Below are 25,032 nucleotides of genomic sequence, written 5' to 3'. Positions count from 1 at the left end.
TCACCGTAGCAGGTGACCCGCTATCCCGACCAGCGTTCCCAGTACGACGGCGTTCGCCGCGATGACGGGCAACGGCTTGCGGTCGGCGTGCCCCGCCTGAATCGGCATCGGGATCGTCAGCGCGAGGCCTACCACGCCTCCCTCGATCCACCAGGGGATGTGCGGCAAATCCATGTTCACGATCACGATCGAAACGAAAAAGTAGTGCAGGAAAACGGATACCGTCGAGTGCGCCGGCAGTTTCTGCGCGATCATCGGGACGATGTCCGCAATGCCTGCGCCCAGGCCGATGCACATGGATAAAGCGAATGTATTCATTCCTCTTTCGTAACGTTCTGCGATCGTTCGCGGCCGGCTTCCTTCGTCCGGCCCGTTTCCGCGCGCTATTCGAATTCCGATTTCAAAATATTCAGTACCTCCTGCAGGGTTTCGGCGTCGATCCCCGTGCGCTTGGCCAGTTCTTCGGCCGAAAGTTCCAGTACGCTTTTGGCCGTGTCGCGGCCGATGCTCTTGAACTTATCGATGATCGCTTCGTCGATCTCATCCTTAAATTCGTCCAGGCTCACGTCCTCTTCTTCCGATTTCAGGATGTCGATGATCTCCTGCGCGGTCTCTTCCTCCAGGTCGGAACGCTGGGCCAGTTCCGCGACGGAGAGTTCCAGCACGCTCTTGACCGTGTCGCAGCCGATGCTTTTCAGCTTGTCGATAATCCAGCCGTCGATCCGGTCTTTGAACGTATCCAGGGCGATGTCTTCCTCTTCCAGTTCGCGGTAGACGTCGATATCGTATCCGGTCAGCATACTCGCGAGCCGGATATTCAGGCCGCCTTTGCCGATCGCCAGCGAAACTTCTTCCGGTTTCAGGTAGATTGCCGCGGTCTTGGTTTGCTCGTTGAGGTTGATCGACGAGATCTTGGCCGGGTTCAGCGCCCGCTGGATGAACAACTGCGTGTTGGTCGTATAGTTCACCACGTCGATGTTCTCGTTGCGCAGCTCCTTGACGATCGAGTAGATGCGCGATCCCTTCATGCCGACGCAGGCGCCTACCGGGTCGATGCGGTCGTCGTAGGATTCTACGGCGACTTTGGCGCGTTCGCCGGGGATGCGGACGATCTTCTTGATCGTGATCAGGCCGTCGTAAATTTCAGGGACCTCCATCTCGAAAAGCCGTTCGAGGAATTCCGGGGCGGTACGCGACAGAACGATGTAGGGGTTGTTGTTCTTCATCTCCACTTTCGAAACGATCGCCTTGATGCTGTCACCCTTGCGGAAGAAGTCGTTCGGGATCTGTTCCGCTTTCGGCAGCACCAGTTCGTTCTCTTCGTCGTCCAGCACGAGTATTTCCTTTTTCCATACCTGGTAGACCTCTCCGGTAATGATTTCGCCCACTTTTTCGGTGTATTTATTGAACAGATTGGCCTTTTCCAGGTCGAGTATCCGCGAGGCGAGATTCTGCCGCAGCGACAGCACGGCGCGCCTTCCGAAGTCGGCCAGCTTGATCTCTTCGGCCACCTCTTCGCCCATTTCGTAGGTCGGGTCGATTTTGCGGGCGTCGGTCAGCGAGATCTGCTGGTTCGGGTTTTCCACCGTTCCGTCCTCCACGATCGTCCGGTTGCGCCATATTTCGAGGTCTCCCTTTTCCGGGTTGATGATCACGTCGAAATTTTCGTCCGTTTCGTAAGTCTTGATCAGCAAGTGACGAAACACATCTTCCAGAACACCGATCATGGTGCTCTTATCGATGTTCTTAAGCTCTTTGAACTCCGCGAACGTGTTTACGAGATTGAGATTGTCCATATCTGTAATGTAAAATTTTAACAGGCAATACGGCCTTACGGTTTTCCGACCATTGCCCCCGGTACGTTTTGGTTAACTTTACTTTAGCTTTTTTTGTGTATGTTTTATATCCGGTTGCGGCCCTCGCCGGGCCGGCTGCCGTTTCGTTACTTGAATCGCAGGTGTTCGCGGGTCGTCTTGATCTCCGCGAGCGGGATCGTCCGTTCGCGTTCGACCGATACCCGGCGTTTTTTACCTTCTACGGCTACTTTTTCGCTGTAACTCAGCGTAAGCGCCTCTGCGGACGCGTCTTTCAGAACGGCGGTCAGTTTCGATCCGTCTTTCAGCACCGCCTCGACTTCCCGGCCGATCAGCTTGCGGTACTGCCGCAGCATCGTGAGCGGCTGACCTATGCCGGCCGACATGACCGTTAGTTCGAAATCCTCTGCATCCCGGTCGAACGCCTCTTCGACCGCCCGGCTCAGTTCCGCGCAGCGGTCGATTCCCACCGACGTGTCGCTGTCGATCGTAATTTCGATCTCGTTGGACGGCGACTGCCGGATACCGACCAGGAACAGATCCGTTCCGGCCAGTTTTTCGTCGATGATTTCACGTATCCGTTCGGTATCTATCATGGATGTATGATTTGTCGAAAGTTCCGGGGTAGGGTTAATAAAACGGGGGACTCCCGTCCCCCATCTTTCCGCTACGCTGCAAATGTAGCTTTATTTATTGAAAAAAACAACAAATTTCCGTTAATTTTCGTGTCGCGGCGACCAGCGAATACAACGGCCGGACCGGGATCCGGATCAGTCGTATGCACCGGGACGGTCGTTCGGCGCCTGTCGTTATTCGATTTCGTCGTCGCTTTTTTTCGGGTTGTACGGCTTCAGGATGCCCCGTTTGGAGCTTCGGATGAAGTCGAGCACCAGATCCCGTTCGGCAGATTGCGGCACCTGGTTTTCGACCATTTCGCAGGCGCGCGAATAGTTGTAGCCCGATTGGAAAAGGATGCGGAACATCTCCTGGATCTCGTTGATTTTTTCCGGCGAGAATCCCCTGCGACGCAAACCGATGAAGTTGGCTCCGACGAACGACAGCGGGTTGTGGGCCGCTTTCACGAACGGCGGGATATCTTTGCTGACCAACGATCCTCCGCTGAGCATCACGTGGGCCCCGATCCGGCAGAACTGGTGAACCGCCGAGTGTCCGCCGAGGATCGCCCAGTCCTGGACTTCGACTTCTCCGGCCAGCGAAACGCCGTTGACGATCACGCAGTTGTCTCCTACGGTGCAATCGTGTCCGACATGCGCGTAAGCCATGATCAGCGTGTTGCTTCCCACTTTGGTCACTCCTTTGGCCGCCGTACCGCGGTTGATGGTGGCGCATTCGCGGATCGACGTGTTGTCGCCGATCTCCACGGTCGAGTATTCGCCGCGGAATTTCAGATCCTGCGGTACGCCGGCGATTACGGCCGAGGTGTGTATTTTGCAGTTGTTTCCCAGCCGTGCGCCGTCCAGGATCACGGCTCCCGGGCCGATCCAGCAACCGTCGCCGATCACGACATCGGCTGCAATGTATGCAAAAGGTTCGACGGTTACGCCTTCTCCCAATTTTGCATTTTCGGAAACATGGGCTGATTTACTTATCATTATACTCGGATTATGGATTTCTGTTCGGGTTGTCAGTCTTTGTTGCGGGCGATCTGCGCCATCAGCGTCGCTTCGGTCGTAAAACGGTTGCCCACGTAGGCTTTCGCTTCCATGGTGACGATTCCGCGCCGGATCGGTTCGGCCAGTTTCAGTTCGAACTGCAACGTGTCGCCGGGAACCACTTTGTCCCGGAACTTCACGCCGTCGATCTTGAGAAAATAGGTCGAGTAGTTTTCCGGGTCGGGAACGCTGCTGAGCGCCAGAATCCCGCCGCACTGGGCCATCGCCTCGATGATCAGCACGCCCGGCATGACCGGCTCGTTCGGGAAGTGTCCCACGAAAAACGGCTCGTTCATCGTTACGTTCTTAATCCCGACCACGTTCTCGCTGTCCAGGTGCATTACCTTATCTACCAGCAGGAACGGAGGACGGTGGGGTAACATGCCCTTGATCTGTTTGATGTCGTATACGGGAGTCGAGTCCGGCTCGAAATGGAAACGGGGCTTAGCCGCGTCCCGCTTGATGTTCCTGCGGATTATTTTGGCCAGTTCGGTATTGGCGGCATGGCCCGGGCGGTAGGCGACTACGCGTCCGCGGATGCGCATACCGATCAGCGCCAGATCGCCGACCATGTCCAGCAGCTTGTGGCGAGACGGTTCGTTCGGAAAGCGGAGTTGGATGTTGTTCAGGTAGCCTTCGTCGACCTGAACGTCCTTTTTGTTGAAAAGTTCCGACAGCCGGGCGAGTTCTTCGTCCGGGATCTTGTTTTCGACGATCACGATGGCGTTGTCCAGGTCGCCTCCTTTGATCAGGTTGTTCTTGATCAGCGGTTCCAGTTCGTGCAGAAAGACGAACGTGCGGCACGGGGCGATCTGTTCCGCGAAATCCCCGATACGGTCGAGGCGCGCATACTGGTTGCCTATGATTTTGGAGTTGAAATCGATGTTGACGTTGATTGAAAATTCGTCGTCCGGGTATACCGCCAGCTCGACGCCGCGTTCGGGCGCTTCGAAAAGCGTTTTTTCACTCACCGAATAATATTTGCGTTCCTCGTCCTGCTCTTTGAGTCCGGTTCGCGCGATGGCTTCGACGTATTCCCGCGCCGAGCCGTCCATGATCGGGGTTTCCGGAGCGTCGATGTCGATCAGGGCGTTGTCTACGCCGCAGCCCCACAGAGCCGCCATAACGTGCTCGATCGTGCTGACGCGGACGCCGCGTTTTTCGATGGTCGTTCCGCGCGATGTATCCACCACGAAATCGGCCAAGGCTTCGATCGTCGGTTGGGCCTCGAGATCGATCCTTCTGAATTTGATGCCGTGCCCCGCTTCGGCCGGGTTGACGGTCATAGTAACATGAAGCCCCGTGTGCAAGCCTTTTCCCTGAAAAGTGATCGGAGCGTTCAATGTCTGCTGTTTCGGTGACATAACTTTTGAAAAAACATTATTTTGCGCGCAAAGGTATGAATTTTTTGAAAGAAATCGTACTTTTGTTCGGTTTTTATAGGGAAACGATGCAGGAAACAAGCAAACCGGCGCCCCCTGCGCGTCCGGTACCGCCGAATGTCCGGCCGCCGCGGCCGAGGCTGCCTTTCGAAAAAGGCCCCACCGATCTGGGCTCATGGGCTTATGAGCACCGGGTGGGACTGTGTTGCATGATTATCGCTTACCTGGCTTTCGGGATCGTATTCGTTTCGGTAAAAATCGCGATGAACCAGGAGCGCGTCGAGGGAGCGATGTACATCGACCTGACCGATATGCAGCAGGCGCTCGAAACGCTTCAGCAGCAGGTGCCCGAGCAGCAGGACGAGGGGGACGATTTCAGCAATGTCAAAAACCGGATCTCCGATGAGAACGGCCGTTCGGAGTCGGTCGGCCGTACGACGGCGTCGACTGCGGGCGGGGGCGCTTCCTCGTCGAAATCGATCGCCGATTTTATGGAGGGGCTCGACGAAGAGGCTGCGGCCGTAGCCGGACGCGTGAAGGCTTCGCAGGACGCTTTTGCGAAGGGCCGCCGCGAAGAACAGGAGATGATCGCCCGCAGCAAGGCCCAGCGCGAAGCGAAGGAGGGCGAAAAGGAGAGCGGCGTCAAGCAGAAAGGCAGCGTATTGATATCCTACTGGCTGCCGGGCCGCCGCGACGTTTCGCTGTACATGCCGGCCTACCAGTGCGAGGGCGGCGGCGAAGTGACCGTGAACATCACCGTGAACCGCAACGGCAAGGTCGTCTCGGCATCTATGAAAGAGAGCTCGACCAACAGCAGTTGCATCAACGACATGGCCATTCTGGCGGCCCGCAATTCCCGTTTCAACGTGGAGGATACGGGTTCCGATAAGCAGAGCGGCACCATCACCTACATTTTCGTGCCGCAGTAATCCCCTTTTTGGAGTTCGACATATTTGACTACCTTTGCGCCGATCAAAAGTGAATAAAGATGTCGTATAATTTGTTGAAAGGAAAGAAGGGGCTGATTTTCGGAGCCCTGAACGAAGACTCGATCGCGTGGAAAGTGGCCGAGCGCGCCGTGGAAGAGGGAGCGGAGATCGTGCTGACCAATACTCCCGTGTCGATCCGCATGGGAACCATCAATCAACTGGCCGAGGCGTGCGGCGCCATCGTCGTACCGGCCGACGCCACCAGCGTACCCGATCTGGAGAACCTGATCGAGAAGACCATGGAGCATTTCGGCGGCAAGTTCGATTTCATCCTGCATTCGATCGGGATGTCCCCGAACGTCCGCAAAGGACGCACTTATGACGATCTGGATTATGATTTTCTGACCAAAACGCTCGATATATCGGCAATTTCGTTCCATAAGGTGATTCAGGTAGCCCGTAAAAAGGATGCGCTGAACGACTGGGCTTCGATCGTGGCGCTGTCGTATATTGCCGCGCAGCGGACGCTGTACGGTTATAACGACATGGCCGACGCCAAGGCGCTGCTCGAGTCGATCGCCCGCAGTTTCGGGTACATCTACGGCCGCGAAAAATTCGTTCGGATCAATACCGTGTCGCAGTCGCCGACGCCGACGACCGCCGGCAAGGGCGTGCTGGGGATGGGCGACCTGATGGATTACGCCGACCGGAACTCTCCGCTGGGCAATGCGACGGCCGACGATTGCGCGGGCTATGTGCTGACGCTTTTTTCCGACCTGACGCGTAAAGTGACCATGCAGAATCTGTTCCACGACGGCGGATTCTCGAGCATGGGTATGAGCCGCCGCGCGATGACGCTGTACGAAAAAGGGCTCGAAGTCGAATACCAGGATATTTCGAAACGGTAAGATTCGTTTCCGGAGTCTGTAAATAAAAAGTGCACCGTCCAAGGGACGGTGCACTTTTTTATTTTTATTATTGCTGTCGGCCGGCCGGTTACGCTTGCCGGCTGCGCGGAACAGCCGTTTTACTGCGCATCGTTCCAGTCGTCCGTGCGGAACGGGAACGCGGGCAGTCCTCCGGTATTGTACAGTGTCGTCTGGTCGGGTACGTTGCGGAACGCGTAGCGCACGGCGACCGGATTCTCGACAATCGTCGAGCTGACGGCGATCTCCGGTTGTCCGACGATGTATTCGGCCCGTGCCGGAACGAAAATCTTGTCGGCTCCGGCGATCTCGAAGCCTTTGATCCGTCCCGAATAATCCGGGCCCAGCGTACCTCGGTCTTGAAACGCACGATCGCCTTGCCGTCTTCGAAACGCACCGATTCGAAGCGCGGGCTTTCGCAGATCAGGCCCTTCTTGCCATAGGTTTTGCTCAGCGCCAGCAGGGCGAGACGTTCGCCTACGGGGATTTTTTGAGACGGGTGAATGCAGGGGCCGCTGCCGATATCGGTCGTCGAGGCCATACCCGAATAGGGGATTTTGTCCATTGCGGCGAGCTGCTGTTCGACGATCAGCGGTACGCTGGTTTTGTCGTCGCCTTCGTAAACGAACGGCGCGATCTGGACGTAGTAGAACGGCATCTGCTGGTTGCCCCACTCGTTTCTCCACAGCGAGACGAGCTGCTGCATATACTGGCTGTACAGGTGCGCGTTTCCGGTGTGGATGTTCGATTCGCCCTGATACCAGATGAATCCCTGGGCCGTGTAGTTGACCAACGGATGGATCATCGCGTTGTACAGTTGTGCGGTCTTATTCGGGGCCTGATGGTTTTTGTCTTTTTCAACTTGGTTTTGTTCTACTTTTTGGGCGGTTTCCATGTCCATCCAGGTTTCGATGCGGGTTCCGCCCCAGTCCGTTTCGATCAGGCCGATCGGAATGCCGAGCACTTTGTATAGGTTCAGGCCGAAGAAATAGCCGACGGCGGTGAATCCGGCGACGCTTTCGGTCGTAGCTTCCTGCCATCCGGTGTCGGTGTTGCAATCGTCCAGCGGCCGGTCGCTCACTTCGCGGCGTACTACGAACATCCGGATGTCGCTGTTCGTCCCGTTCAGAATCGCCTCGTTCGAACCGACTACCGGCTGTCCGGGGAAGCCCGTGACCGGCATCTGCATGTTCGACTGCCCGGAGCAGATCCAGACTTCGCCGATCATCACGTTGTCGAGTACGGTCGCTTCGCCGTCGCTGATCCGGATCGAGTAAGGTCCTCCGGCGGCAGGCGTGGCGACCGCCGTCTTCCAGGTGCTGTCGGCGGCAGCCTGGACGGTGTATTTGCGGTTGTCCCACGAAGTGGTGACCGTTACTTTTTTCGACGGGGCGGCTTTGCCCCACAGGTTGGCGTTGCACTGCTGTTGCAGCACCATGTTGCTGCCCAGTACGGACGGCAGCGTCACTTTGGCCGACATCCCGGCGGCCGTCAGCAACGACAAGCTCAGAAAGAGGATTTTTTTCATTCCGTTTGATTTGTTTGTGTTTGTTTTATAATGTTTTGTACTTGAAATTCCTGAAAACGACTTCGCCATAGCCCGCCGCGTAGATTCCCGGCCGCAGGCTCAGGAACTCTCCGGCCATGTTGTGGTGATAGCCCGAGGTTTCGCAGCTTTTGTCTGCCTTCGTCCAATTCCGTCCGTCGGGACTGTACCAGAACGAGACGACGTGCCGGTCGTTCCGCAACCGGAACCAGACGTGCCGGGGAAGCTGCACGTCGAACGACTCGGCCCTGCCGAGCACGTGGATTGCCAGGCGTCCTTTGTCCAGGCCGATTCCGGTATAGAGTTTCGGATTGTAAAAGAGCACCAGTCCGGCGACTGCTTCCGGCGCGCATTGCGCTTCGACCTCCATTTCATAGGCATGATCTCCGGTAACGAACAGCATCGGACAGGCGTCGGACGGGTCGTTTCCGCGGGCCTGCATCACGAGGGTACGGTTCTCTCGGCGCGCCCGCTGCGGGTCGTATTCCCCGGCGAACTGCCATTGCGTTCCGGTCCGGTCGGTCGAGAAATCGTCCGAGAAAGAAGCGGCGGTTTCCTGTTTCGCCGGCTGTTTTTTCGCAGGACGGGCAACCGCGGCGGGCCAGCCGTCTTCGGTCATGGCGACGGGTTCGATCAGCGTTTGCCTACCCAACGTGTAGAATCCCCGTTCATAGGCGTGGTAAACGACGTACCACTGTCCGTCGGGGGTGTCGATCAGCGTCCCGTGTCCTTTCGAACACCAGCGCTCGTCCGGGGAGTAGGTATGTACCAGCGGATTGTACGGGCTGTTTTCCCACGGGCCGGTCAGGCGCTCGGCCCGCGCGACGACGACCATGTGGCTGGTCGGCGGCCCGGCCGTTCCGCCCTCGGCCGTCAGCATATAGTAGTATTTTCCTATTTTTCGGATTTTGGGCCCTTCGAGGCAGAATCCTTCTACGTCCCACTCCTTCGGAAATTCCCATCCGTCGTAAACTTTTCGTGCGGGGCCGGTCGCCGAAAGCCCGTCGGCGGCCAGCGGAACCAGGTAGCCGTTGCTCATCAGCAGGTAGCGGTTTCCCTCCGCATCGACCGCGTGTCCCGGGTCGATCCCGCCGATCTGCAAGTCGACCGGTTCGCTCCACGGCCCTTCCGGGGAGTCGGCCCATACGACCATGTTGGTCGTATGGGCCGGAGTGACCACCGGAAAATAGATGTACCACCGGCCGTTGTGTTTGACGATATCCGGGGCGTATACCGATCCCACGTACCGGTGCAACGCATTGACCAGCGGTTCCCAGCGCACCAGGTCTTTCGATCGGTAGATCAGCAGGCCCGGCGCGTATTCGAACGAAGAATGCACCATATAATAGGTATCTCCGTCTCGGGTGATCGAAGGGTCGGGGCGGTCTCCCGCCAGCATCAGCCGTTCGGAATTTACGCCGCGTTCGGCCGCTTTTTCGGCGACGGCGGCGTTCGAAGACAGCAGCAGACTCAGGACGAGCAGCGGGAACAGTTTGCGCATGAGCGTAAAATTTTAGGGAAAAGCGACTTCTTTTTTACGGGCCGCCCGCAAAAAAGACAAACAAATTTAATAAAATTTGTCCGGAATCCGTCAGATTTTTTCGGTAAGTTTCTGGACGACGCGGAAATTGTTGAAAAATTCCTTGGCGAAGACGCGGATCACATTGTAGGCCGGGATAGCCAGTAACATACCCAGCACGCCGGCCAGCGATCCGGCGATCAGGATTACCAGGAAGATCTCCAGCGGGTGCGCTTTGGCCCGGTTCGAATAGAGTACCGGCTGGAGGACGAAGTTGTCCACGCCCTGCGCGAACAGGATCGTCCCGGCGATCCGCAGCGCCATCCCGCCGGTCGAGACGTCGCCTTGCATACCGGTAACGCCGATGAAAATGCCGATCGCGATACCGATCGTGGGACCGACGTACGGGATCACGTTCAGCACGCCGACGATCAGCCCGATCACCAACGCGTTGTGCGGCGAAAGGCCCCAGATCAGCAGGCCGATCGAGACGATCACGGTCATCAGCGCCGATTCGGTAACGATTCCGGTGAAGTAGCGCACCAACAGGTTGGTTACCGAGTCGAGCGCTCGAGAAATGTTCGCTTCGTATTTTTTCGGGAACATGATGATGACCATGTCGTAAAACAGACTGCTTTCCTTCAGGAAAAAGAAAGTAATGAACGAGATCGAGAAGGCCGCGATGACCGCGTTGCCGACCGTATTGACGATCGATGCGAGCAGGTTGTTGATCAGGTTGATGTTCAGCAGCGGCTTGATCTGCTCGGTGATGGCCTGGATGATCGAGAATTCGTCGTCCCGGATGGCGAACGTTTGTTTGATGAAGTGTTCGAGCGACATCAGCGGCTCGTGGAAATAGCCGATGAGCTGCGGGATGTCGAGCGATGAAAATTCATTGATCTTCTGAAAAACGATCGGGACGAACAGCCCGAACAGTCCGACGATGACGATCCAGATCATGAGCAGCGTGCACAGGGCGGCCAGCCAGCGGGGAACGCGCAGCCGCCGCGTCTTGCCGATGTGCAGCCTGCTGAGCAGGTCGGTCAGCGGCTTGCCGATCATCGCCAGCACCGCCGCCGTCAGGATATACGCGACCACGTTGCTGAAGTACCACACGAGGAACAGAACCACTGCCGTGATGACCCCTGCAACGATATACCGGTATATTTTAGACATCTTTATAAATTAGGTCTCAAGAGTAGGAATGTCTTTATCTCTTTTTTGGGGGAGCGGATTCCGGCATAACCCGGCCGAAACTACTGCTTTTTCAGCCGTGCGATCAGCGTTTGCGTACCGACCACCTTGTCGCCGAGCTTGACCCGGATGTCGGCGTCCAGCGGCAGAAACAGATCGACCCGCGAGCCGAACTTGATGAATCCGCACTGCGAATTTTGTTCGACGCGGTGCCCTACGCGGGCGTAAGAGACGATCCGTCGGGCCACCATACCGGCGATCTGGCGGAACATGATTTTTTGTCCTCCCATGTCCACGACCGTCGTCGTCCGTTCGTTGTCTTCCGACGATTTCGGGTGCCATGCCACCAGGAACAGCCCGTGGTGGTGTCGGAAGTAATCGACCGTTCCCGAAACCGGGAACCAGTTGATGTGCACGTTCCAGATCGACATGAAGACCGATACCACGATCCGGTTGTCCTTGAAATATTCCTTTTCTTCGACCTCCTCGAGCGCGACGATCGTTCCGTCCGCCGGCGAATACACGGCTCCGTCGTCCTGCAACAGCGGCCGCGACGGGCTTCGGAAAAAGGAGGTGATGAACAGTACGCCGATCCATGCCGCCACGGATACGATCCATGCCGCTGCTGTCGGCAGCAACCAAAAAGAAAGTACGGCAAGAACGATTGCCAGAGCCGCGGCGCACAGGATGATCGGAGCTCCCTCCTTATGGATTTTCATACTATCTCAGATTGGGTTTCAGAGCGTAAATATAATGCTAAAATAGGTGTAAACAAAAGGCAATGCCAAAATCAGCGCGTCGAAGCGATCCAGGAAGCCTCCGTGTCCCGGAAGAATGTTCCCGGAGTCTTTGATTCCGACCGAACGTTTGAACATGGATTCGACCAGGTCGCCGAAAACCCCGGTAACGGCGACGATTCCCCCGGCCCCGGCCCATGCCGGAACCGAAGCGTCCTGCCACAGCGCGACCAGCATACCCACGCCCACGGCGCAGGCTACCCCGCCGAAGAATCCTTCCCACGATTTGTTCGGGGAGATGCGCTCGAACAGTTTGCGCCGTCCGAACGCCACGCCGAACAGATAAGCGCCCACGTCGTTGGCCCAGACGATAAACAGGATGCTCAGCAGGACGGCCGGCGAATAGTCGATCTCCGCGCCGCGGACGGCGACCGGAAGGGTCACGAACAGCGCCATCGGTACCGCCGCATAGACGATCCCTGCGATTTCCCATGCGATGTTCGTCAACGGCGACGGCTGTTTGCGATAGAGTTCGGCGATGAACAGGACGAAGACCGCCGGAAGCGCCGCTGCGAGGCAGACCGGCGCAAGCGTGCCCGTTTTTATCAGGAAAGCGAGAACGACGATCGCCGCTCCGACGACGATCGGATATGTCGTGAGCGGCCGCGCGCCGGTAAGCCGCCCGATTCGGTAAAATTCACGCATGATTCCGGCCGTGAGAAATACGCCCAATGCAAGCATACTGTACGGCGACCACAGCACCGTTCCCAGTACGACAATCAGCAGCGCGATGCCGCTCAGCGTCCGGACATACAGCGTTTTATTCAGCAGACGGCTCACTGTTCAACGGTTCTTCGATTTTGACTTCCAGTTCTTTGCGGATTTCGCCTTTGCGCTTGCCGAATATCTTTTCGAGGTCTTCTGCGAAAATGACTTCCCGTTCGAGCAGCAGTTCGGCCAACTGGGTCAGCCCGGCGCGGTGTTTTTCGAGCGTTTCCAGCGAACGCTGGAAGGCTCCGTCGATCAGCTTCTTCACTTCGGCGTCGATCTCCTGCGCCGTCCGTTCGCTGTACGGTTTGGTCAGCGCCATGTCGTTCTGTCCGGTCGAATCGTAGAAGCTCAGGTTCCCCACTTCGCTGCTCATTCCGTAGTAAGCGACCATTGCGTAAGCCTGTTTGGTCACGCGTTCGAGGTCGTTCAGCGCCCCGGTGGATACTTTGCCGAAGTTCAGCAGCTCCGATGCGCGCCCGCCGAGGATGGCGGCCATCTCGTCGAGCATTTGCTCCTTCGTGGTGATCTGGCGCTCTTCGGGCAGATACCAAGCCGCGCCCAGCGCTTTGCCGCGCGGGATGATCGTTACCTTGATCAGCGGGTTGGCGTGTTCGAGTACCCAGCTTACTGTGGCGTGCCCCGCTTCGTGATAGGCGATCGTCCGTTTTTCGGACGGGATGATGATCTTGTTCTTGCGTTCCAAGCCGCCGATGATCCGGTCGATGGCGCTGAGGAAATCCTCCTTCTCGACCTGTTTCTTATTGTTGCGGGCGGCGATCAGGGCCGCCTCGTTGCAGACGTTGGCGATGTCGGCGCCCGAGAATCCCGGAGTTTGGCGGGCCAGGAAGTCGCGGTCGAGCTTCGGATCGAGCTTCAGGTTTTTCAGGTGCACGTCGAAAATTTCACGGCGCTCTTTCAGGTCGGGCAGTTCGACGTTGATCTGGCGGTCGAAGCGTCCGGCCCGCAGCAGCGCTTTGTCGAGGATGTCGGCCCGGTTCGTGGCGGCCAGCACGATCACGCCGGCGTTCGTTCCGAAACCGTCCATCTCGGTCAGCAACTGGTTCAGCGTATTTTCTCGCTCGTCGTTCGACGAATAGCCGACGTTCTTGCTGCGCGCCCGCCCGATCGCGTCGATCTCGTCGATGAAGACGATGCAGGGCGCTTTTTCTTTTGCCTGCCGGAACAGGTCGCGCACCCGCGACGCGCCGACGCCGACGAACATCTCGACGAAGTCGGAACCGCTGATCGAAAAGAACGGCACGTTCGCCTCTCCGGCCACGGCTTTCGCCAACAGCGTCTTACCGGTTCCCGGAGGGCCTACGAGCAGGGCGCCTTTCGGAATTTTGCCGCCCAAGTCGCTGTACTTGCCCGGGTTTTTCAGGAAATCGACGATTTCCATGATTTCCACTTTAGCTTCTTCGAGTCCGGCGACGTCCTTGAACGTGATGTTGACGTTCGCATCCTTGTCGAACATCTGCGCTTTGGCCTTGCCGACGCTGAAGATCCCGCCGCCGCCGCCATTGTTGCCGCGCGACATGCCCCGCCACAGGAACCACCAGATTCCGACGAGGATCAGGATCGGGAAGATCAGCGTAAATGCATCTCCCCAGATGTTGCGGCGCGTTTCGAAACTGAGCGGAACTTCTTGATCGTATTCGGTTTGCGCGTTTTCCAGGTTGTGTTGGAAATAGTCGAGCGACCCGATATTGAACGAGAACTGGGGCCCTTGTTCGGTGATCCCTTTGTACTCTTTCCGGTCGGAGTAGGACGCGACCTTGTCGGGTTTCAGGTAGACCTCGGCCGTCTCTTTGTTCACGACGACGATTTTTTGCAGGTCTCCCTTTTCGATCATCTCCTTCACGCCGTCCCATGTGGTCGTGTGCGTCACTTTCTCGTTACCCAGCAGTCCCCACGAGAGGATCACCACGGCCAGGATCATCCAAACCCAGTAGATGTTGAATTTCGGACGTTTGCCCCCCAACTGGGGCATATTGTTGTTATGATTCGGTTTCATGTTTGTTATGTGATGCTTTTATCCAAAAAATCAACGGTCGGCCCGTTGCGATATTGTCTTACGCTTCGGATTCGTAGCGGGTCGCCGGAGCGTCGGCCCAGAGTTGTTCGAGTTTGTAAAAATCGCGCAACTCGGTCTGAAAAATGTGCACCAGCACGTCCCCGTAATCCATTACGACCCATACGCTGTTGGTGATTCCTTCGACGCGCCATACTTTTTCGCCCAGATCGGCCAGCGTTTTCTCTTCGATTCCCCGGGCGATGGCCTCGACCTGCGTAGTCGAGTCGGCGTTGCAGATAACGAAAGCGGGACATACAGCCCCGTCGAAACCGCTCAGATCCAGCGATATGATGTTTTTTCCTTTTTTGTCCTGTATAGCCTCTGCGATTGTATCGATCAGTTTACTCATAGGTTTTTACTTCATTTTAAGGAGGTAAAGATACGAAAAAGTTATAAATTCAAAATTTTTTGCCCGTAGTTATACGGATAACTTCGGAGGGGCGTTCAGGCGCCCTTCCGGAAAACTGCAAATATCCTGCAAAAGATAAAACGGATCAGTTCCGCGCGACGTTCATGACCGATTCTTTCAGCGCGTCGATCAGCGACCGTTTGACGTAGGTGCGGCGAACCGCAATCGTGATTTTGCGCGATGCGGCCCCTTTGGCCAGCGTTTTGACCTGTGGACGGTGTTTTTCGTCGATGTAGTCGGCGACCATTTCCGGAATGATCGTTATCAGGTTCGGGGTGTTGTCCACGATCCGCATCAGGGTTTCGAGCGATCCGCTTTCGAAAGAGTACTGCCGGGCGATGTTTTTCTGGGCTTGGCACAGTTCGATCACCTGGTCGCGCAGGCAGTTCCCTTCCGACAGCAGCAGCAGGTGGCGCACGTCGATATCTTCGATACGGATGTTGCTGCGCTGGCAGAGCGGGTGGTCGGTCGACACGTAGGCGAAGAAACGGTCGTTGAAAAGTTCTTCTTCGCGGATGCCTTCGGGCGAAGTGCCCCCGGCCATGATTGCGGCGTCGAGCATGTCGCGGTCGAGCGCGCGGATGATGTCGCCGGTCATCATTTCCCGGATCTGCAGTTCGACCTTCGGGCATTTGCGGACGAAATCCGGAATGAAACGGTGCAGTAGATAAGGAGCGATCGTCGGAATGACCCCGAGCCGCAGCGTTCCCGAAATTTCGTTTTGCAGGTCGGATACGACTTCCCGCACCATGGCGAAAGCCTGTACCGCCTCTTTTGCCTGGCGGATGACCGCCAGGCCCGCGTCCGTCGGCAATACCGGTTTTTTGCTGCGGTCGAGCACGATGACGCCCAGTTCTTCCTCGAGGTTTTTCACCTGCATACTCAGCGAAGGCTGCGTCACGAAACATTTTTCGGCCGCCAGCGAGAAACTGCCGTAGTTGGCTACGGCCAGCAGGTATTCCAGTTGGATGATGGTCATATCAGCAGTGTTGATGTCGGACTGCAAATATTATAAAAAAAAATGATAACTTCCAACTTTCCGGATTTTTTTAACGGCGGTCGGCCGGTTTGATTATTAGATCGTTCTGGCGTACGATTTTCCCTGCCAACTGTCCCGTTCCTCGAGGCGGCGTTCCAGTTCGGCCCACAGTTGTTCATTACGGATCAGTCCCCAGGCCGGGCCTGCATGGAAGCGCGGCGGCGCCTCGCCGGCGAAACGTTCGACGACCAGGTCGGGACGCAGCCGTTCGAGGATGCCGATGAAAAAGTCGATATACTCCTCTTTGCCGAAAAAGCGGAAATCCTCCGGGTGCCGTGCGTACTGCTCGGCCATCGGCGTCTCTTTGAATAACTGCAACTGGTGGAATTTGACGGTGTCGAGCGGCAGCGCGTTGATCCGTTCGGTCTGTTCGGTCATCATCCCCCGGGTTTCGCCGGGCAGTCCGAGGATGAAATGCGCTCCGGTATGGATGCCGCGCGCCGCCGTCGCTTCCACGGCCCGCTGCGCGCAGGCGAAGTCGTGTCCGCGGTTGATGGCCTGCAGCGTGCGGTCGTAGCACGACTCGATGCCGTATTCGATCACGACGTAGTGGGATTCGGCGAGCCGGGCGAAGTAGTCGAGTTTGCGTTCGTCGATGCAGTCCGGGCGCGTGCCGACGATGATCCCGGCTACCTGCGGCACTTCGAATGCCTGCGAAAAAACGGTTTCGAGCCTCTCCAGAGACGCATACGTATTCGAAAAGGACTGGAAGTAGGCCAGGTATTTTTCCGCGGTGCGGTAGCGGCGGCGGTGGAATTCGATTCCCTCTTCCAACTGCTGCCGGACGTTTTTCTGCGGCGTGCAATAGGACGGAGAGAAAGCCGAGTTGTTGCAGAACGTGCATCCGCCGGTCGAGACCGTGCCGTCGCGGTTCGGGCAGGAGAATCCGGCGTTGACCGACAATTTTTGCACGCGGGTGCCGAACAGCCGCCGGAAGTATCCGGAATAGCTGTTGTAACGTCTCGCATCCCCCCAGGGATAGGTGCTGCCGGTACCGGAGGCCGGTTTTGTTTCAGGGCGTTTCATGGATTCTAAGAGTTTGCTGCGGGGCGGCCGAAAACGGTCGGTAGCACTCCGCGAAGCGCGGCGGACGCGAATTCCCCATTGTCGAACGGCGGTCCGCGACCGGTTTACCCTTCGGCCGTTCAGTGGTTGCGCAGCGCTTCGATAAAGCCGGGAAACTGCGTCCAGAGGTGTTCGGTCTGTAGCCACAGTTCGCGGGCGAGAGTCTGGCGCAGCGGCTTTTCGCTCTCGATGTCGGCCAAGTATTCCGGAGTCACTTCGTGGACGTTCGACGTGAACTCGGCGTAAAATACCGGAAAACTTTTTTTGAAGTGAATCAATTCGCCGGCGGGGAGGCTGCCCGTCTGCCGGAATTCGCTCCAGAGCTTCAGGATCTCTTTTTCCGGATATTTGTCGCTGATGTCGTTGACGATTTCGTCGAAAAGTTCGTAGTCTTCGAGCGCCAGGTAGCAAAATGCCAGCGGCTTGGTAGTTTCGAGGTGGTCTTCCGGGTCCATGTCGAGCAGCATCTCCATCATTCCCGCCGCCATTTCGAAGTCGCCGACCAGGAAATGGTCGATCGCCGACCGTTTCAGCAGTTCCAGCACGGATTGGTTCTCCTCTTCTTCCCAGTCCAGCTGCACTTCGTCTTCGTCGGGGATCAGATCCATCAGCTTCTTGACGCCTTCGTACCGCAGGTTGCAGGCCTGTTCCACGTCGCCCTGCCGTTCACAGGTTCTGGACCTGGCCAGAATGGCCGCGAAATCGTAAGCGGCGTCCGTTCCGTGAATCGGATATGAGATGACGTAAGTGTTTTCGGCCGTCGGGACAAACTGGGGTGTATTAGCCATTTAGATAAAGATTAAACGAAAGGGTCTGCACTGTAAACCGCTGCAAAGGTACGATTTTTTGGAAAACGGCAACAAAGTCCCGAACATTATTTGACGGAAAACGGCATTTGCCGCCGCCGTTTTTTGCCGTTTGATGCGTCCGTCCGATTTAATGCATGTTAATATGTTGATAATTAATATACTGTCATCGAAAAGTCCGGCGCTTTGCAATATGGATAAGGGATCGGTTGTTCATCGTACCGGAAAAAATCTTATTTTTGCATACGCATAGCGGTCTGCCGTACAGACCGCCGACCGAACCGCCGCGCCATGAGTCTTACCGACATCAACAACGAATCCAGGTACCTGATCTCGACCGAAGAGGACGAGCTCTGGGGGCTCGTCGTGACCAGCGTGGGTAGCCAGACGATCTCCGCGAAAGAGAATTACCCTCCGTCGAGCCATCCGCAGGGCTATTTTTTCAATGTGGACGAAGGCCGGGTGCTGAGCGAATACCAATTGTTGTATATCACCGACGGCCAAGGTATTTTTACGTACGGCGATTCGCGCGAGTCGCAGCTGATTACCGAAGGAAAGGTGTTTTTTCTTTTCCCCGGCGTATGGCATACATACCGGCCTTTCGCCAATACCGGTTGGAAAGAGTACTGGATCGGGTTCAAAGGGGAGGTGATCGACCGGATCGTCGGCGAAGGCTTCTTCGTGAACCAGGCCCCGGTGTTCAATATCGGACTTAACGAGCGTATTGTCGACCTGTATATCAAGGCTTTCGATATCGCGAACGAGGAACGTTCCGGGTTTCAGCAAGCGTTGGGCGGGATCGTGATGCACCTGCTCGGGTTGATGTATTACCGTCACCGCACCCGCGATTTCGTCGACGAGAACATGATCAACAAAATGAACAAGGCGAAGGTGATCATGCGCGAGGGCGTTTACGAAAACCTGTCGGCCAAGGAAGTGGCCGACAGGTTGCATATCGGCTATTCGGGTTTCCGCAAAGCGTTCAAGGAGTTTACCGGAACCTCGCCGGCCCAATATATGCAGGAGTTGAAACTGAACGAGGCGAAGCTGCTGCTCACCACGACCACGCGTCCGGTGAAGGAAATCTCGTACAGTCTGAAGTACGAGAATCCGGAATATTTTTCGATGTTCTTCAAACGGCGGACTTCGATGACGCCCGTCGAGTACCGCAACATCGGGAGCCCGGCGAAGGACGAGGAGGAGCGCATGCCGGAATAATTCGAGTACTAAAGGATTAAAGGAGAGTAAGCAATTTTACGAATCTATGGAAAACAGGAACGAAAAGGTAGAAATCATACAGATTAATATTTCCGGGGAGGACAAGCCGGGGCTGACTTCTTCGCTGACCGATATTTTGGCGCGCTACGATGCGACGATCCTGGATATCGGGCAGGCCAATATCCACCAGACCCTGTCGATGGGCATCCTGTTCAAGACCGATTCCCAGCGGGCCGGCGACATCATGAAGGACTTGCTGTTCAAGGCCTACGAATTGGGCATTCAGGTGCGTTTCAAGCCGATTACCGCCGAACAGTACGAAAACTGGGTGGGAATGCAGGGGAAAAACCGTTACATCATCACGGTGCTCGGCCGTAAGTTGAGCGCGCAGCAGATCGCGGCGGTCACGAACGTGGTGGCCGGGCAGGGATTGAACATCGACTCGATCCTGCGGCTCACGGGGCGTATCCCGTTGGATGTCGATGCGCGCGCTCCAAAATCGTGCATCGAACTGTCGGTGCGCGGTACGCCGCGCGACCGCGAGGGGATGCAGTCCGAATTCATGCGGCTTTCGACCGAAATGGGGATGGATATTTCGTTTCAGGCCGATAATATGTTCCGCCGGACGCGCCGGCTGATCTGTTTCGATATGGATTCGACGTTGATCGAAACCGAAGTGATCGACGAATTGGCCGAGCGCGCCGGGGTCGGAGAGCAGGTACGCGCGATCACCGAAAGCGCGATGCGCGGCGAGATCGATTTCACGGAGAGTTTCCGGCGCCGGGTGGCCATGCTCAAAGGGCTGGACGAGTCGGTGCTCGCCGACATTGCGGACCACCTGCCTATACCGAGGGGCTCGACCGGTTGATGCATATCCTCAAGCGCATCGGGTTCAAAACGGCGATTCTGTCCGGCGGGTTCACCTATTTCGGCAATTATTTGCGGCAGAAATTCGGGTTCGATTACGTGTACGCCAACGAACTGGAGATCATTGACGGCAAGTTGACCGGCCGTTACCTCGGCGACATCGTCGATGGCAAGCGCAAAGCCGAATTGCTGAAACTGATCTCGCAAGTCGAAAACGTGGACATTGAGCAGACGATCGCCGTCGGCGACGGAGCCAACGACCTGCCGATGCTCAGCGTGGCCGGGCTCGGTATCGCATTCCACGCGAAACCGAAAGTAAAAGCCACGGCCGGACAGTCGCTGTCGACGATCGGGCTGGACGGCATTCTCTATTTCCTCGGTTACAAAGATTCTTATCTGGACGACAAACGGTTTGTGTGACGGGTTCCCGACAGGGGGAAACGTTCCGTTGTTTTCGACGGGTCGCGTGGCCGGATCGGCGACGGGAAGATGCGCTGTGCGTGGCCGGGCGGAGCCTTATCCGGCGCAAAACTTTGTAAACTTGAAAACTTTTTTTGTTTATTAGTTTTATTTCGTATCTTTGGAACCGGATTGTTAAGGTATTGCCATGTTGCTAAAAGATAGAATCGTAGCGGAGTCGACGAATCTGTTTGTCCGTAACGGCGTGAAGTCGGTCCGGATGGACGATATCGCGTCCCGCCTGGGCGTCTCTAAGCGGACGATTTACGAATTGTTCGGCGACCGGGAGTCGCTGATCGTCGAATGCGTGCGGCATTTTTATGCGTCGCAGGACGAAAAACACGACCGGCGCGTCGCATCGGCCCGTAACGTCATCGAGGAGTTTATCCTGCTGCTGGAAGATTGGGAAAACATGATGATGACCAACATCAATTTCAAGAGCGATCTGAAACGGTTCTATCCCGCCGTTTTCGAGCGGGTCTATTCCGAGATTCGCCAGCGCGGGCAGGAGCGACTGAAAGGATCCCTGAAAAAGGGGATCGACGAAGGATTGTTTTTCCCGGAGCTCAACCTCGACTTTACGGCCGTCGCGCTGATGGCCTCGATCAATACCATTTTCGCTTCGCCTTCGGTGTACGACGAGGTGCACGTGTCGGTGTCCGATGCCTTTAAGTATATCACGATGTGTTTTTTCAGAGGCATCTCGACCAAAGAGGGGATTCACATCATCGACGATACGTTCCGGAAGCATTTTCCCGGCGGCCTTTTCGGGCAGAACAAAGTTCGGGCGTAAGACGGAATCGACCTCGATTGTATATAATCCGGGGGAGGGCGGTCCGCTCAGACGCCGAGGATGAAAATCGCGGGGCGTTTGTGGATATCGGGCGTTTTCGCCTTCCAGTCGCGGATCTGCGCGGTGCGGATAAGTTGGTCGGGTTGCAGGATATCCGCCGCGACCGTCAGCAGCGTATTCCCGTTGCATTCCTTCAGAAAATCTTCGAAAAGTTTCAGGTTGCGGTAAGGCGTTTCGATAAAGATCTGCGACTGGCGCTCGGTTTGCGCCCGTTTTTCGAAATGCCGGATCGCCCGGCCGCGTTCGGGTTGTTTGACCGGCAGGTAGCCGTTGAAAGCGAACGACTGCCCGTTCAGCCCGGAGGCCATCAGCGCCAGCAGGATCGACGACGGGCCGACCAGCGGAACCACTTCCACGCCGTGCAGGTGTGCAAGCGCCGCCAGGTCCGCGCCCGGGTCGGCTACGCCGGGCAGGCCCGCTTCCGAGATCACGCCGGCGTCCGTTCCGGCGAGCACCGGGGTCAGCAGTTCGGCCACCGCTTCCGGCGTCGAGTGTTCGTTCAGTTCGGCGAAACGCAGCGAGTCGATCGGCCGTTGTATGCCGGCGCGGCTCAGAAAACGGCGGGCCGAACGGGTGTTTTCGACGATGAAGTATTCCAGGCGGTCGATTACGGTTCGATTGTATTGCGGCAGCACATCCCATACCGGCGTATCGCCGATCGGGGTCGGCAGCATGTAGATTTTCCCCTTTCCCATTACTCTTTGGTGTAGATTCGTTTGACGCGGGTCGAAATACCCGTCATGATTTCGTAGGGGATGGTTCCCAGTACGTCGGCCATTTCGCCGACCGGCGCTCCTTCGCCGAAGACCGTGACCGTGTCGCCCTCGTGCGCGTCGATGCCGGTGATGTCGATCATGCAGGTGTCCATGCAGATATTTCCGATGATCGGGGCTTTCCGGCCGTTGACGATGAAGCTCCATCTTCCGCAGCTGAGCCGACGGTTCAGGCCGTCGGCATAGCCGATCGGGACGGTCGCCGTACGCACGGGGTGCTCTGCGACGATTCCGTGGCGGCCGTAGCCGACCGTATCGCCGACCGGAACCTCTTTGATCTGGACGATGCGGCTTTTGAGCGCGCTGACCGGCAGCAGGTGCTCCTGGTGGGCGACGCTGATACCGTACAGTCCGATGCCGAGCCGTACCATGTCGAACTGCGCTTCCGGGAAACGCTCGATCCCGGCGCTGTTGTCGACGTGCCGCAGGATGTGCCGCTGCGGGAAGGCGGCGACCAGCCGGTCGCTCAATTCGCGGAACAGGGCGATCTGGCCGCGTGTGAAGTCGTCGTGCCGGGCTTCGTCGCTACCGGCCAAGTGCGTGAAGATCGTGCGGATGTAGAGTTCCGGGATTGTTTTCAGCGCGTCGATCAGCGGGTCGATGTCCTGCCGTTCGAATCCGAGGCGGTGCATGCCGGTGTCGAGCTTGACGTGGATCGGATAGTCGGTTTCTCCGTTCCGGCGTACCGTTTCGGCGAACGACTGCAACGACGATCGGCTGTAAATCTCCGGTTCGAGCCGGTAGTCGAGCATCAAGTCGAAGCTGTCCGAATCGGCGTTCAGCACGACGATCGGCATCGTGATGCCGGCCTCGCGCAGTGCGACGCCTTCGTCGGCGAACGCGACGGCCAGGAAGCCGACGCCCTGCTGTTCGAGCATGTTGGCGACTTCGAAAGTGCCGTTGCCGTAGCCGGACGCCTTGACCATCGCCATCACTTGTTCTCCTTCGCGCAACAGGCTGCGGAAGTAGTTCAGGTTGTGGATCATGTGGTCGAGGTTGACTTCCAGTACGGTCGTATGTATCTTGTCTTCGAGGATGCGGCCGATCCGTTCGAACTGGAAGCGGCGTCCTCCTTTTAGCAGGATGCTTTTTTTCGAAAAGCGCGACCGGTTGACGCCCCGCAGGAAATTTTCGGTGGTCAGGTAGAATTCCTTGCGGCAGTCGAATGCCCCCGCATGTTTGAAAATCTCTTCGCCGATACCGATCAGTTCGGTCACTCCGTTCGCCTTCAGCAGTTCGGCCACCCCGGCGTACAGCCGGTCGGGTTTCAGACCGCTCTGGTCGATGTCGGACAGGATCAGCGTTTTTTCGCGGTGGCCGGCTACCGACGACAGGTATTCCAGCGCGATGCCCAGCGAGTTGATGTCCGAATTGTAGCTGTCGTTGACGATTTTGCAGCTGTTGATGCCGTCTTTGAGTTCCAGCCGCATCGCTACGTTTTGCAGCGAGCGGAGTCCGCCCCGGACTTGCGACATGTCGTACCCCATTACTCCGTACAGGGTCAGCGCTTCGGCCGCGTTTTCGCGCGAGGCGGCGTCAGGGTAGGGCAGTCCGTTCAGGTCGCAGCGGCTCGCGTCGACGGCGATCAACTGCCGGTCGGGATAGCGGGCCGGAACGAGGCGCCGCAACAGCGGGTCGCCGGCATTGTAGATAATCGTCGGCGTGTGGGCGAATAGGTTCAGTTTCTCTTCGGCTTTTTCTTCCGGCGTATCGAAATTCTCCTGATGGGCGTCGCCGATGTTCGTGATGATGCCGATGTCGGGACGGACGATCCGTTCGAGCGACTGCATCTCGCCCTTGCGGGAGATACCCGCTTCGATCACGGCGATCTGCTCGTCGCCCGCGGTCATCAGCAGCGACAGCGGTACGCCGATCTGCGAGTTGTAGCTTTTCGGACTGCGGAACAGTTTTACGCCCGGCGGGCAGAGCTGGGCGATCCATTCTTTGGTGACAGTCTTGCCGTTGCTGCCGGTGATGGCCACCACTTTGCCGCGGATGCGGTCGCGGAAGCAGGCGGCAAGCCGCTGCAACGCCGCTACCGAATCGTCGCAGCGGACGAATCCGGCTTCCGGGTAGCGCCGGGCGCGACGGCGGCGTCGACGATGAAGGCGCGCACTCCCTTGCGGTATAACGGTTCGATGTAGTCGTGTCCGTCTCGGTTCGTTCCGCGGATCGCGACGAAAAGGGTTCCTTCCGGGAGGTTGGCTCGCCGGCTGTCGGTCGTCACGCGGACGACGGTCGTGTCCGTCCCTTCGAATGCGCCCCCGACGCAAGCGGCGATATGTGTCAGTAGATCGTTCATGTTCCGAATGAATTGAAGCGACACAAAAGTACGCCATTTTCCGCAAAAAGTTTTGAACCGTGCGGAATTTTACCGGAATTACCGGCTCGTTGCCTGCGGTTCTCCGATAAAAAAGCCGGAAAAAACGGATCGTCCGTTTTTCCCGGCGTATGCGAACCGGCCGGATGCCTTTAGAAAACGTATCCGAACCCGATGTTCAGGTAGACGTTGTACATGTTGAACCCGATGCTTTTGAATCCTTTTTTGAAGATCGAGTTCGCCGCCCAGGTCAGCTCTCCGTATACCGACAGGTGGCGGTAAGCCATCCATTCGGCTCCGAATTCGCCGCCCCAATTGAACCGCCGGATGTCGTTATCGAAATTGTACGTGGCCGACTCGACGCCGATCTTGGTTCCGGTCGGATCTCCGTCGCGGATGTATCCGTCGTAGGCGTTTCCGCTGAAGCCGCCCCGCAACAGGTACGAGAAGAAGAACCCCAGTTTCAGTTCCCAACGCGGGGAGACCTGGCGCATCGCCATCACCGGCACGGTCAGGTATTCGTTCTGCACCCGGGTTTTGACCTGTCCGGTGAATACTCCGGAGATCAGCCCCTGTTCGTCGCCGTTGTCCACGTTCATCGTCAGTTGGTAATTCTTTACCTGGGCGCCGGCCGACATCCCCTTCGTTTCGAAACGAA

The 25,032-nt window shown here is 57.1% G+C and carries 24 protein-coding genes and 2 pseudogenes; 7 read left to right on the top strand and 19 right to left on the bottom strand.

Annotation, left to right across the window (positions count from 1 at the left end; translation table 11 throughout):
* From DW082_RS04980 to DW082_RS04960, 5 genes and pseudogenes are all read right to left on the bottom strand, one after another.
* Positions 1 to 318, bottom strand: coding sequence for a hypothetical protein (locus tag DW082_RS04980; RefSeq protein WP_118457636.1), 318 nt, complete (start codon positions 316 to 318; stop codon positions 1 to 3).
* Positions 319 to 569: 251 nt separating this feature from the next.
* A pseudogene (gene nusA / locus DW082_RS04975) lies at positions 570 to 1,796 on the bottom strand (transcription termination factor NusA); the annotation flags it as partial.
* A gap of 146 nt (positions 1,797 to 1,942) precedes the next feature.
* The gene (rimP, locus tag DW082_RS04970; protein ID WP_055202081.1) at positions 1,943 to 2,410 is read right to left on the bottom strand and encodes a ribosome assembly cofactor RimP; all 468 of its coding nucleotides are present in this window, start codon (positions 2,408 to 2,410) and stop codon (positions 1,943 to 1,945) included.
* 213 nt (positions 2,411 to 2,623) lie between these two features.
* Complete coding sequence (lpxA, locus tag DW082_RS04965) at positions 2,624 to 3,427, bottom strand: acyl-ACP--UDP-N-acetylglucosamine O-acyltransferase (protein WP_055202079.1); 804 nt, start codon at positions 3,425 to 3,427, stop codon at positions 2,624 to 2,626.
* 32 nt (positions 3,428 to 3,459) lie between these two features.
* Positions 3,460 to 4,851 (bottom strand): bifunctional UDP-3-O-[3-hydroxymyristoyl] N-acetylglucosamine deacetylase/3-hydroxyacyl-ACP dehydratase, encoded by a 1,392-nt coding sequence (locus DW082_RS04960; RefSeq protein WP_118457632.1) that lies wholly within the window; start codon positions 4,849 to 4,851, stop codon positions 3,460 to 3,462.
* An 86-nt stretch (positions 4,852 to 4,937) separates the two neighbouring features.
* On the opposite strand from DW082_RS04960, the gene DW082_RS04955 reads away from it, so the two are divergent.
* A complete protein-coding gene (locus DW082_RS04955) occupies positions 4,938 to 5,798 on the top strand; it encodes an energy transducer TonB (RefSeq protein WP_180951510.1) in 861 nt (286 codons plus the stop codon).
* A 59-nt stretch (positions 5,799 to 5,857) separates the two neighbouring features.
* The gene (locus tag DW082_RS04950; RefSeq protein WP_101571347.1) at positions 5,858 to 6,706 is read left to right on the top strand and encodes an enoyl-ACP reductase; all 849 of its coding nucleotides are present in this window, start codon (positions 5,858 to 5,860) and stop codon (positions 6,704 to 6,706) included.
* An 88-nt stretch (positions 6,707 to 6,794) separates the two neighbouring features.
* Here DW082_RS04950 and DW082_RS04945 read toward each other — a convergent pair whose 3' ends face one another.
* The 10 genes from DW082_RS04945 to DW082_RS04900 form a co-directional block, all read right to left on the bottom strand.
* On the bottom strand, positions 6,795 to 8,252 hold the full coding sequence (locus tag DW082_RS04945) for a sialate O-acetylesterase (protein ID WP_259335520.1): 1,458 nt from the start codon (positions 8,250 to 8,252) through the stop codon (positions 6,795 to 6,797).
* Positions 8,253 to 8,277: 25 nt separating this feature from the next.
* Positions 8,278 to 9,771 (bottom strand): family 43 glycosylhydrolase, encoded by a 1,494-nt coding sequence (locus DW082_RS04940; RefSeq protein WP_118457631.1) that lies wholly within the window; start codon positions 9,769 to 9,771, stop codon positions 8,278 to 8,280.
* 90 nt (positions 9,772 to 9,861) lie between these two features.
* Positions 9,862 to 10,965 (bottom strand): AI-2E family transporter, encoded by a 1,104-nt coding sequence (locus DW082_RS04935; RefSeq protein ID WP_101571342.1) that lies wholly within the window; start codon positions 10,963 to 10,965, stop codon positions 9,862 to 9,864.
* A gap of 80 nt (positions 10,966 to 11,045) precedes the next feature.
* Positions 11,046 to 11,702: a phosphatidylserine decarboxylase family protein gene (locus DW082_RS04930; protein WP_101571340.1), complete on the bottom strand. Its 657-nt coding sequence runs from the start codon at positions 11,700 to 11,702 to the stop codon at positions 11,046 to 11,048.
* An 18-nt stretch (positions 11,703 to 11,720) separates the two neighbouring features.
* Entirely contained in the window at positions 11,721 to 12,560 is an 840-nt protein-coding gene (locus DW082_RS04925; RefSeq protein ID WP_259335518.1) for a phosphatidate cytidylyltransferase, read from the bottom strand.
* Entirely contained in the window at positions 12,541 to 14,505 is a 1,965-nt protein-coding gene (gene ftsH, locus DW082_RS04920) for an ATP-dependent zinc metalloprotease FtsH (RefSeq protein ID WP_055202059.1), read from the bottom strand. Before ftsH ends, DW082_RS04925 begins: the two co-directional genes overlap by 20 nt.
* A 58-nt stretch (positions 14,506 to 14,563) precedes the next feature.
* Positions 14,564 to 14,914 (bottom strand): ribosome silencing factor, encoded by a 351-nt coding sequence (gene rsfS / locus DW082_RS04915; protein ID WP_055202057.1) that lies wholly within the window; start codon positions 14,912 to 14,914, stop codon positions 14,564 to 14,566.
* Positions 14,915 to 15,059: 145 nt separating this feature from the next.
* Entirely contained in the window at positions 15,060 to 15,953 is an 894-nt protein-coding gene (locus DW082_RS04910) for a hydrogen peroxide-inducible genes activator (protein WP_055202055.1), read from the bottom strand.
* Between the two features lie 96 nt (positions 15,954 to 16,049).
* Positions 16,050 to 17,039: a TIGR01212 family radical SAM protein gene (locus DW082_RS04905; protein WP_118457629.1), complete on the bottom strand. Its 990-nt coding sequence runs from the start codon at positions 17,037 to 17,039 to the stop codon at positions 16,050 to 16,052.
* 119 nt (positions 17,040 to 17,158) lie between these two features.
* Positions 17,159 to 17,866 (bottom strand): hypothetical protein, encoded by a 708-nt coding sequence (locus DW082_RS04900; protein WP_101571338.1) that lies wholly within the window; start codon positions 17,864 to 17,866, stop codon positions 17,159 to 17,161.
* Between the two features lie 309 nt (positions 17,867 to 18,175).
* Between DW082_RS04900 and DW082_RS04895 the strand changes: the two genes are divergently transcribed.
* The 5 genes and pseudogenes from DW082_RS04895 to DW082_RS04885 all read left to right on the top strand — a co-directional run bounded on the left by DW082_RS04895 (position 18,176) and on the right by DW082_RS04885 (position 21,221).
* Positions 18,176 to 19,102, top strand: coding sequence for an AraC family transcriptional regulator (locus tag DW082_RS04895; protein WP_101571336.1), 927 nt, complete (start codon positions 18,176 to 18,178; stop codon positions 19,100 to 19,102).
* A gap of 46 nt (positions 19,103 to 19,148) precedes the next feature.
* On the top strand, positions 19,149 to 19,970 hold the full coding sequence (locus DW082_RS04890; RefSeq protein WP_259335517.1) for an ACT domain-containing protein: 822 nt from the start codon (positions 19,149 to 19,151) through the stop codon (positions 19,968 to 19,970).
* A pseudogene (locus DW082_RS14965) lies at positions 19,877 to 20,194 on the top strand (haloacid dehalogenase-like hydrolase); the annotation flags it as partial. The gene DW082_RS04890 and the pseudogene DW082_RS14965, both read left to right, overlap by 94 nt.
* Positions 20,186 to 20,389 carry an HAD hydrolase family protein gene (locus DW082_RS14960; protein WP_259335529.1) on the top strand — a complete coding sequence of 68 codons (204 nt, stop codon included), beginning with the start codon at positions 20,186 to 20,188 and terminating at the stop codon, positions 20,387 to 20,389. The pseudogene DW082_RS14965 and the gene DW082_RS14960, both read left to right, overlap by 9 nt.
* A gap of 187 nt (positions 20,390 to 20,576) precedes the next feature.
* Positions 20,577 to 21,221 (top strand): TetR/AcrR family transcriptional regulator, encoded by a 645-nt coding sequence (locus DW082_RS04885; protein ID WP_118457627.1) that lies wholly within the window; start codon positions 20,577 to 20,579, stop codon positions 21,219 to 21,221.
* Positions 21,222 to 21,268: 47 nt separating this feature from the next.
* Here the strand turns inward: DW082_RS04885 and DW082_RS04880 are convergent, their stop codons facing one another.
* The 4 genes from DW082_RS04880 to DW082_RS04870 form a co-directional block, all read right to left on the bottom strand.
* The gene (locus DW082_RS04880; protein ID WP_055202043.1) at positions 21,269 to 21,976 is read right to left on the bottom strand and encodes an SAM-dependent methyltransferase; all 708 of its coding nucleotides are present in this window, start codon (positions 21,974 to 21,976) and stop codon (positions 21,269 to 21,271) included.
* A complete protein-coding gene (gene alr, locus DW082_RS04875; protein WP_310648301.1) occupies positions 21,976 to 24,084 on the bottom strand; it encodes an alanine racemase in 2,109 nt (702 codons plus the stop codon). Before alr ends, DW082_RS04880 begins: the two co-directional genes overlap by 1 nt.
* Positions 24,085 to 24,089: 5 nt before the next feature.
* Entirely contained in the window at positions 24,090 to 24,356 is a 267-nt protein-coding gene (locus DW082_RS15300; RefSeq protein ID WP_310648300.1) for a Mur ligase domain-containing protein, read from the bottom strand.
* 170 nt (positions 24,357 to 24,526) lie between these two features.
* Positions 24,527 to 25,032: outer membrane beta-barrel protein (locus tag DW082_RS04870; RefSeq protein WP_118457625.1), on the bottom strand; the 506-nt coding region annotated here is incomplete at its 5' end.

Source organism: Alistipes sp. AF48-12 (genome assembly GCF_003477565.1).
Classification (GTDB): Bacteria; Bacteroidota; Bacteroidia; order Bacteroidales; family Rikenellaceae; genus Alistipes_A; species Alistipes_A hominis.
The sequence above is the reverse complement of the archived record's forward strand: the minus strand, read 5'-3'. Positions and strand labels throughout refer to the sequence as shown.

Excerpts from the sequence above, each read along its gene's own strand:
- DW082_RS04960 (WP_118457632.1), bottom strand. The coding sequence starts at position 4,851 with ATGTCACCGAAACAGCAGACATTGAACGCTCCGATCACTTTTCAGGGA.
- rsfS (WP_055202057.1), bottom strand. The coding sequence starts at position 14,914 with ATGAGTAAACTGATCGATACAATCGCAGAGGCTATACAGGACAAAAAA.
- DW082_RS04910 (WP_055202055.1), bottom strand. The coding sequence starts at position 15,953 with ATGACCATCATCCAACTGGAATACCTGCTGGCCGTAGCCAACTACGGC.
- DW082_RS04890 (WP_259335517.1), top strand. The coding sequence starts at position 19,149 with ATGGAAAACAGGAACGAAAAGGTAGAAATCATACAGATTAATATTTCC.
- DW082_RS04955 (WP_180951510.1), top strand. The coding sequence starts at position 4,938 with ATGCAGGAAACAAGCAAACCGGCGCCCCCTGCGCGTCCGGTACCGCCG.
- DW082_RS04980 (WP_118457636.1), bottom strand. The coding sequence starts at position 318 with ATGAATACATTCGCTTTATCCATGTGCATCGGCCTGGGCGCAGGCATT.
- rimP (WP_055202081.1), bottom strand. The coding sequence starts at position 2,410 with ATGATAGATACCGAACGGATACGTGAAATCATCGACGAAAAACTGGCC.
- DW082_RS04895 (WP_101571336.1), top strand. The coding sequence starts at position 18,176 with ATGAGTCTTACCGACATCAACAACGAATCCAGGTACCTGATCTCGACC.
- DW082_RS15300 (WP_310648300.1), bottom strand. The coding sequence starts at position 24,356 with ATGAACGATCTACTGACACATATCGCCGCTTGCGTCGGGGGCGCATTC.
- lpxA (WP_055202079.1), bottom strand. The coding sequence starts at position 3,427 with ATGATAAGTAAATCAGCCCATGTTTCCGAAAATGCAAAATTGGGAGAA.
- DW082_RS04880 (WP_055202043.1), bottom strand. The coding sequence starts at position 21,976 with ATGGGAAAGGGGAAAATCTACATGCTGCCGACCCCGATCGGCGATACG.
- ftsH (WP_055202059.1), bottom strand. The coding sequence starts at position 14,505 with ATGAAACCGAATCATAACAACAATATGCCCCAGTTGGGGGGCAAACGT.
- DW082_RS04950 (WP_101571347.1), top strand. The coding sequence starts at position 5,858 with ATGTCGTATAATTTGTTGAAAGGAAAGAAGGGGCTGATTTTCGGAGCC.
- DW082_RS04930 (WP_101571340.1), bottom strand. The coding sequence starts at position 11,702 with ATGAAAATCCATAAGGAGGGAGCTCCGATCATCCTGTGCGCCGCGGCT.
- DW082_RS04935 (WP_101571342.1), bottom strand. The coding sequence starts at position 10,965 with ATGTCTAAAATATACCGGTATATCGTTGCAGGGGTCATCACGGCAGTG.
- DW082_RS04940 (WP_118457631.1), bottom strand. The coding sequence starts at position 9,771 with ATGCGCAAACTGTTCCCGCTGCTCGTCCTGAGTCTGCTGCTGTCTTCG.
- DW082_RS04905 (WP_118457629.1), bottom strand. The coding sequence starts at position 17,039 with ATGAAACGCCCTGAAACAAAACCGGCCTCCGGTACCGGCAGCACCTAT.
- DW082_RS04885 (WP_118457627.1), top strand. The coding sequence starts at position 20,577 with ATGTTGCTAAAAGATAGAATCGTAGCGGAGTCGACGAATCTGTTTGTC.
- DW082_RS04945 (WP_259335520.1), bottom strand. The coding sequence starts at position 8,252 with ATGAAAAAAATCCTCTTTCTGAGCTTGTCGTTGCTGACGGCCGCCGGG.
- DW082_RS04900 (WP_101571338.1), bottom strand. The coding sequence starts at position 17,866 with ATGGCTAATACACCCCAGTTTGTCCCGACGGCCGAAAACACTTACGTC.